This window comes from Mycobacterium sp. E3247 (assembly GCF_001667785.1).
GTDB lineage: Bacteria > Actinomycetota > Actinomycetes > Mycobacteriales > Mycobacteriaceae > Mycobacterium.
Map to the genome: position 1 here is coordinate 21,003 of NZ_LZJG01000102.1, position 7,051 is coordinate 28,053.

Consider the following 7,051-nt stretch of genomic DNA (forward strand, 5'->3'; position numbering starts at 1 on the left):
CTAGCGATCCGCCGCGCGCAGATCTCCACGGGTTACCCTCACCTGTACTCGATCGCTGCCCATGCCGACGTCCACGGAAAGGATTTGGGGAACCCAAGTGCGTGCCCGACATGTCCCGCGTGGGCTTCGGCGTTGGTCATCCGCGCTGCTGGCGGCCGGGATCACGGTTGGACTCGGCGGATGCGCCAACACCGACTCGTGGGTGGAGGCCTCGCCCTCGGCCGGCTGGCCCGCGCAATACGGCGACGCCGCCAACAGCGGCTACACCGGCACCGCCGGCGCCACCAAGCTGTCGCTGCGGTGGACGCGCTCGGTCAAGGGCAGCCTGGCGGCCGGTCCGGCGCTGAGTGCGCGCGGTTATCTGGCCCTCAACGCGCAGACCCCGACCGGATGTTCGCTGATGGAATGGGAGAACGACGACAACGGCCGGCAGCGCTGGTGTGTGCGGCTGTTCCAGGGTGGCGGCTTCGCGGGCCCGCTGTTCGACGGGTTCGACAACCTCTACGTCGGCCAGCCCGGCGCGTTCCTCTCGTTCCCGGTGACGCAGTGGACTCGCTGGCGGCAGCCTGTGATCGGAATGCCAAGCACGCCAAGGTTTCTCGGGCACGGGCAGGTGCTCGTGGTGACCCATCTGGGCCAGGTGCTGGTCTTCGAGGCCCACCGCGGCGCGGTGGTCGGCAGCCCGATGGATCTGGTGGACGGTGTCGATCCCACCGACGCGACCCGCGGGCTGGGCGATTGCGCGCCGGCTCGGCAGGGCTGCCCGGTCGCCGCCGCACCCGCGTTCTCGGCGGCCAGCCAGATGGCGGTGCTGGGTGTCTGGCAGCCGGACGCGCCCGCGGCGGGGCTGGTCGGGCTGAAATATCACCCCGGGCAGACGCCGCTGGTGTCCCGGGAGTGGACCAGCGACGCGGTCGCCGCGGGTGTCATCGCCAGCCCGGTGCTGTCCGCGGACGGGTCGACCGTCTACGTCAACGGCCGTGACCAACGACTGTGGGCACTGCATGCCGCCGACGGCAAAGTGAAGTGGTCGGCGCCGCTGGGGTTCCTGGCACAGACGCCGCCCGCGGTCACGCCCGCGGGCCTCGTCGTGTCCGGCGGTGGCCCCGACACCCGGTTGGTGGCCTTCAAGGATGCGGGCGATCACGCCGATCAGGCGTGGCGCCGCGATGACGTCGTCCCGTTGTCGTCGGCGAGTCTGGCCGGCACCGGGGTCGGCTACGCGGCAATCAACGCACCGGTCGCGAACGGCGCTCCCGGCCTGTCGCTACTGGTCTTCGATCCGGGTACCGGTCACACGCTGGGCAGCTACCCGCTTCCGGCGGCCACCGGCTACCCGCTGGGGGTTTCGGTGGGCGCCGATCGCCGCGTGGTGGCCGCGACGAGCGACGGCCAGGTGTACGGCTTCGCGCCGGCCTGACCCATAATCGTGGGGTGCCAACCGACGGCAACCGCGGCGACCAGGGAGGTGGGCCGGCCGGCCTCGCCGCGACCCTGATCCTGCTGGTCCTGCACGGGTGCTTGTTCGCCGCGACGTTCGGCTTGCTCGGCCTCCTCGTCATGACCACCGACCCGTGCGGCTCGGTGAGATGCGGCGACCCCGCCTGGGTCGGCCGGGCGATGACGTTGGCGACCTGGGGCGGCGGCGCCGTCCTGCTCCTCGACGCGGCGGTGTCGGTGTATCTCCTCGCGCATCGCAGGCGGGCCTTCTTCGTCCCGATCATCGGTTGTGTGGTCCACGCCGGGCTGGTGGCCGCGGCCGTGGCGATGGAGCTGCAGGCCGGTCCCGTCTAGGCCCTGATCGATGGTGGCGACCCGCTTCGCCCGGCTACGCCGCGCTTGCGATCGCCACTACACGGCCAGCGGCGGGATGGCGTTGCGGGGCACCTCGGCCTGCACCGGTCCGGCAAACGCCGGCAACATCTCACCGGGCGCGAAGTAGAAGATCAGCTCGTCGTCGGTGATGGCGAAGTTCTGGTAGTGCGTCGGGTCGTGCCCGGCCGAGGGCAGAATGGCTGCGCCCAAAGGGGTTTGGCGTGCCAGGTCGCGCTGAACGATCGGGAAGATGCTGTCCAGCGGCGCGATGCCCGGCGCGAAGAGGTTATCGAAGGTGATGGGCTGCTTGGTCCCGAGGTTGTAGTTGAAGGCCTTGTACCAGATCGACGGGTGCGCTCCCCCGAGGTCCTGAAAGAACTTGAGCACCACGCTGCGGGTGTTGTGCGGCGGCTGACCGGAGGCGCGCTGCTCGGTCGTGGCCTCCAGTTGGTAGGGCTGATCGCGGGGCCCCGAACTCTGCGCGACGTTGACGAAGCCGTCCCGGTTTTGCGTGATGTAGTCGGTCAGCGACTGCTCGTCGGGGTAGTCGGCGGGGAACGCCATGTTGAGCGTGTAGGTGGGGCCGGTGGCGCGGATGCGACACATCTGGCCGTCCTCGATGGTGCCGCCCAGGCCGGCACACGAGGGTGGGGCGGCGGCCGCCGGCCAGCCCAACAGGGCCGCCGATGCGAGCACCACGGCCGCTATCAGATAACGCATTCTTCGAATGTCCTTGCGGGATTAGGCGGCGCTGGCGCCTGAACTAGCGATCGCTCCAGCCTACCGGGCGCTATCGCGACGGCCGGCAAACGAACGCCGTCGCCCCTCCTGCGGCCCGCGACCCCAGGCGGGTGATGACCACCGTCAGGGGCCGGCCACCGCGTAGCCGCATCCGGCGGCGCAGCGCGTCGGGGTCCACCCGCACCCCGCGAACCAGGATCTCCAGCGCCCCGCAATCGAGCGCCGACAACGCCCGGCGCAGCCGTCGCTCATCGAACGCCAGCCGCTCGAGCACCTCGAAGCCCCGGACCGTCGGCGGCAGCTCATCCCCCGACAGGTAGGCGATGTCGGGGTCGAGTTGCCACAACCCGTGCCGCGCGCCGTAGTGGCGCACCAGCCCGGCGCGGACCACCGCGCCGTCGGGGTCGACGAGCCATCGCCCGGCCGGGCGCACCGGGCAGTCGTCCGGGTCGCCGTCGGTGACCTGCTCGCCGCGATCCAGGATGCTGGCGCGCCGACGGATGCCGCGCTGCGCCAGTCCGGCGGACCACAGGCACGCTTCGCGCACCGAGCCGCGATAGGACGTCACCTCGATCTCGCCGGCGAAGCCGAGCCGACCCACTTCGTCGAAATCAATTCCGGGCGAGCACTTTACGACAAGGTCGCAATCCCGGTAGGTATCGATCAGGGCGCCCAGGCCGGGCCGGTAGTCCTCGATGCGGAAGCGGCGCCGCCCGCCGAGTCGGCGCGCCGGGTCCACCAGGACCGCGACATCACGGGTCACCGGAGCCAGCGCGTCGGCGCGGCACAGCACGGCCGCCTCCCCCAGGTTGTGCCGGGCCATGGCCAGCCGCACCGCATCGAGGTCGCTGCCGACCGCGCGGACGCCCGCTCCGCGCAACGCGGCCAACTCGGTGCCGATCGAACAGGTGGCGTCGTGCACGACGACCCCCGCCTCGGCCAGCCGCGTGGCCCGATGCACGGCCACCGGGGCCGCGGTGGCCTGCTGCAGCGCCTCGTCGGCGAACAGCCAGTTCGACACCGGCACTTCGGCGCCCAGACCGCACAGTTTCTCGGCGGCGCGGCGGCGCAGCAGCGTCGTCTCCACCAACACCGGCGCCCGGTCGCCGAACCGGGCGCGCGCCGCGGCGATGTCGGCGACCCGGCTGGCGTCGGTCAGCTCGAGTTCGGCGACCACGGCCAACGCCGCGGCGCCCGACTCCGATCGCAGATAGCGGACGTCCTCGACGCCGAACGTGAGGCCCTCGGTCAGGAGGGTTTGACCCCGGTGATCATCACGTTGTAGAACCAGCCCTTTGGCGCCACGTGCCGCATGACGTTGGCGTCCAGCCAGCTCAACGTCTTCCAGCTGTTGAACGCGAACTTGGCCCAGCCCCAACCCAATCGGCCCGGCGGCACCGCGCATTCGAACGTGCGCAACGGCCAGCCCAGCATCGCGGCGGTGAATTCCACGGTCGCAGTTTGCACCTCGGTCGCGCCGGCATTGCCGGCCAACCGCTCCAGGTCGTCCGGCGTGAAGGTGTGCAGGTCGACGACGGCCTCCAGCGCCGCGGCGCGGGAGGATTCGTCGAGCTCGGCCTGCGGCCGCCGCCAGCCGTGCAGGCCGGGCAGCTTGGTGACGTTGGTCGCCAGGCGCCAGGTCAAGGTGGACAACGTGCGGGCGTAGGTGTCGCCGACGGTGGTCGGCTCGCCGGCGAACACGAACCGGCCGCCCGGCCGCAGCACCCGGACGACCTCCCGCAGCGCCAGCTCGACGTCGGGGATGTGGTGGAGCACGGCATGCCCGACGACCAGGTCGAAGGTGTTGTCCTCGTAGGGGATTCCCTCGGCATCGGCGACCCGTCCGTCGATGTCCAGCCCCAGCGACTGCCCGTTGCGGGTGGCGACCTTGACCATCCCGGGCGAGAGGTCGGTGACCGACCCGCGCCGGGCCACCCCGGACTGGATCAGGTTGAGCAGGAAAAACCCGGTGCCGCAGCCCAATTCGAGGGCGCGATCGTAGGGCAGCTCGCGCTGCACCGGGTCGGGGACGATCGCGTCGAAGCAGTCCCTGGCGTAGTCCACGCAGCGCTGGTCGTAGGAGATCGACCACTTCTCGTCGTAGGACTCGGCCTCCCAGTCGTGGTAAAGCACCTGGGCCAGCTTGCTGTCGTGGCGGGCGGCCTCCACCTGCTCGGCCGTGGCATGCGGGTTGGGAACGGCATCGGTCGAACTCGTCGTCATGCAGGGCAGCCTAACGGGCGCCGGATTCCGAGTCCTCGTCGCCGGTCTGACCAGCGGCGAACACGTCGATGTAGCGGCGCCGCTCTGCGGCGCCCCGATCGGCCGGGCCCAGGTCGAACACGTCGTTGATGCCGGCCTTGGCGGCGGCCAGCGCGCGCCGCGGGCCGTCGAGGAAGCGGCGCGCCCACCCCGCGGCGGCGTCGTACACGTCGTCGGGGGCCACCATCTCGTCGATCAGGCCCAGCGTCAGCGCCTCCTCGGCGTCGAAGAACCGGCCGCTGAACACCAGTTCCTTCGCCCGGCTCGCCCCGGCCGCGCGGGTCAGGCGGGCCATGCCGTCACCGCCGGGGACCAGGCCCGCCAGGATCTCCGTCGCGCCGAACTTCACGTTGTCACCGCTGACGCGCCAATCGGCGGCCAGGGCCAGCGTCAGCCCGGCGCCCAGCGCGTATCCGGTGATCGCGGCCACCGTCGGCTTGGGGATGCCGGCCACCGCCTCAATGGCCTGTTGCCGTGCCCGGGCCGCCGTCTCGGCCTCCGGTGCCGTCAACGTCCGCAGCTCGGGCATGTCGTCGCCGGCCGAGAAGATCTCGTGGCCACCGAACAGGATGACCGCGGACACGTCGTCGCGCTCCCCGAGTTCGGCGGCCGCCGCCACGATCTCCCGGTAGACCTGGCGGGTCATCGCGTTGGTCGGCGGGCGCGACAGCAGCAGCATGGCCAGCCCGGCATCCTGCGAGCCGTCGCTGACCACCGTGCTGACGAACTCGCTCAATGCCGCCATCCCATCCCGCCGGCCTCGCGTGCGCGGTGGTAGCGGTCGGAGTCGAAGAACTCGAACACCCAGTTGTCGCCCTGGATCTCCAGGTGCGGCTGCACGGTCACGATCTGCCGCTCGACGGCCAGCACGTCCGCGACGGTCCGCCCGGCCAGCGAATCCAGCTGGGTCCACGTCGGCGGCAACAGGAAGCAGCGCCCGGCGGAGAAGTCGTCGATGGCGGCCTGCGGCGTCGTCCAGCCGGCATGGTCGGATTCGGTGTTCTCGCCGTCGGCCCGCTGCCCCTCCGGCAAGGCCCCCACGAAGAAGTAGGTGTCGTAGCGGCGGGTGCGCTCGGCTTCCGGCGTGACCCAGTTGGCCCAGGGCCGCAGCAGGTCGGAGCGCAGTTCCAGGTTCTCGCGGCGCAGGAAGTCCGCGAACGACAGCGTGCCGTCGGCGAGCGCGCGGCGGGCGTCGGCGTACACCGAGGCGTCGCCGACGATACTGTTCGGTGCCGAAACGGCCTGGCCGGCCGGCCCGGCGAACAGCACCCCCGACTCCTCGAACGTCTCCCTGGCCGCGGCGCACACCAGCGCCTCGGCCAGGTCGGGCTCGATGCCGAACCGCTGCGCCCACCACTGCGGCGGCGGGCCGGCCCACGCGATATCGGCGTTGCGGTCGCGGTCGTCCACGCCGCCGCCGGGAAAGACCATGGTTCCCGCGGCGAACTCCATCTTGGCGTGCCGCCGCATCAGGAAGACGGCGATCCCGCCCGGGTCGTCGCGAACCAACATCACGGTCGCCGCCGGGCGCGGGATCAGCGGTGGGGGTTCGGTCGATGACGTCACAGTTGCCTCCGGTGGGCTGCGCGGGTACGGACGCGGCGGGCGAAATAACGCCCGTCGACGACGTCGAGGGCGATCGCCTGCCCGAACGCGGTGGACAGGTTCTCGGCGGTCAGCACGTCGGTCAGCAATCCCGCGGCCACCACTTTTCCTTCGGACAGCAGCATGCAGTGGCTGAAGCCCGGCGGGATCTCCTCGACGTGGTGGGTGACCAGCACCAGCGCGGGGGCGTCCGGGTCGCCCGCGAGGTCGGCCAGCCGCGCCACCAGCTCCTCCCGGCCGCCCAGGTCGAGGCCGGCGGCGGGTTCGTCGAGCAGCAGCAGCTCCGGATCGGTCATCAGGGCGCGGGCGATCAACACCCGCTTGCGCTCGCCTTCCGACAGGGTTCCGTAGCGACGGTCCGCGAGGTGCTCGGCGCCGAGGCTCTCCAGCATGTCGATGGCGCGGCGGTAGTCGACGTCCTCGTAACGCTCCCGCCACCGGCCCAGCACCGCGTAGCCGGCCGAGACGACCAGGTCGCGCACCACCTCGTCGGTGGGCACGCGCTGCGCCAGGGCCGACGAACTCAAGCCGATCCGGGAGCGCAACTCCGAGACGTCGACCCGGCCCAGCCGCTCCCCGAGCACGAACGCCACGCCCGACGAGGGGTGCTCGGCCGCCGCGGCCATCC

8 protein-coding genes are annotated in these 7,051 nt (G+C 71.5%); 2 read left to right on the forward strand and 6 right to left on the reverse strand.

Annotated elements, in window-relative coordinates; all coding sequences use genetic code 11:
• The first annotated feature begins 61 nt into the window (after positions 1-61).
• Together A9X04_RS05355 and A9X04_RS05360 are read left to right on the forward strand one after the other, a co-directional pair.
• Entirely contained in the window at positions 62-1,420 is a 1,359-nt protein-coding gene (locus A9X04_RS05355; protein ID WP_067918435.1) for a PQQ-binding-like beta-propeller repeat protein, read from the forward strand.
• A gap of 14 nt (positions 1,421-1,434) precedes the next feature.
• A complete protein-coding gene (locus tag A9X04_RS05360) occupies positions 1,435-1,794 on the forward strand; it encodes a hypothetical protein (protein WP_231980660.1) in 360 nt (119 codons plus the stop codon).
• 57 nt (positions 1,795-1,851) lie between these two features.
• Here A9X04_RS05360 and A9X04_RS05365 read toward each other — a convergent pair whose 3' ends face one another.
• The 6 genes from A9X04_RS05365 to A9X04_RS05390 all read right to left on the reverse strand — a co-directional run.
• Positions 1,852-2,535 carry an esterase gene (locus A9X04_RS05365; protein WP_067918439.1) on the reverse strand — a complete coding sequence of 228 codons (684 nt, stop codon included), beginning with the start codon at positions 2,533-2,535 and terminating at the stop codon, positions 1,852-1,854.
• Between the two features lie 70 nt (positions 2,536-2,605).
• Positions 2,606-3,808, reverse strand: coding sequence for a class I SAM-dependent methyltransferase (locus A9X04_RS05370; protein ID WP_197509056.1), 1,203 nt, complete (start codon positions 3,806-3,808; stop codon positions 2,606-2,608).
• Positions 3,805-4,779 carry a class I SAM-dependent methyltransferase gene (locus A9X04_RS05375; RefSeq protein ID WP_067918442.1) on the reverse strand — a complete coding sequence of 325 codons (975 nt, stop codon included), beginning with the start codon at positions 4,777-4,779 and terminating at the stop codon, positions 3,805-3,807. Before A9X04_RS05375 ends, A9X04_RS05370 begins: the two co-directional genes overlap by 4 nt.
• A gap of 10 nt (positions 4,780-4,789) precedes the next feature.
• Complete coding sequence (locus tag A9X04_RS05380) at positions 4,790-5,554, reverse strand: enoyl-CoA hydratase (protein ID WP_156764227.1); 765 nt, start codon at positions 5,552-5,554, stop codon at positions 4,790-4,792.
• Entirely contained in the window at positions 5,551-6,384 is an 834-nt protein-coding gene (locus tag A9X04_RS05385) for an NUDIX domain-containing protein (RefSeq protein WP_156764228.1), read from the reverse strand. The genes A9X04_RS05380 and A9X04_RS05385 overlap by 4 nt, the downstream gene beginning before the upstream one ends.
• On the reverse strand, positions 6,381-7,051 hold a 671-nt coding region (locus A9X04_RS05390), incomplete at its 5' end, for an ABC transporter ATP-binding protein (RefSeq protein ID WP_067918447.1). The genes A9X04_RS05390 and A9X04_RS05385, both read right to left, overlap by 4 nt.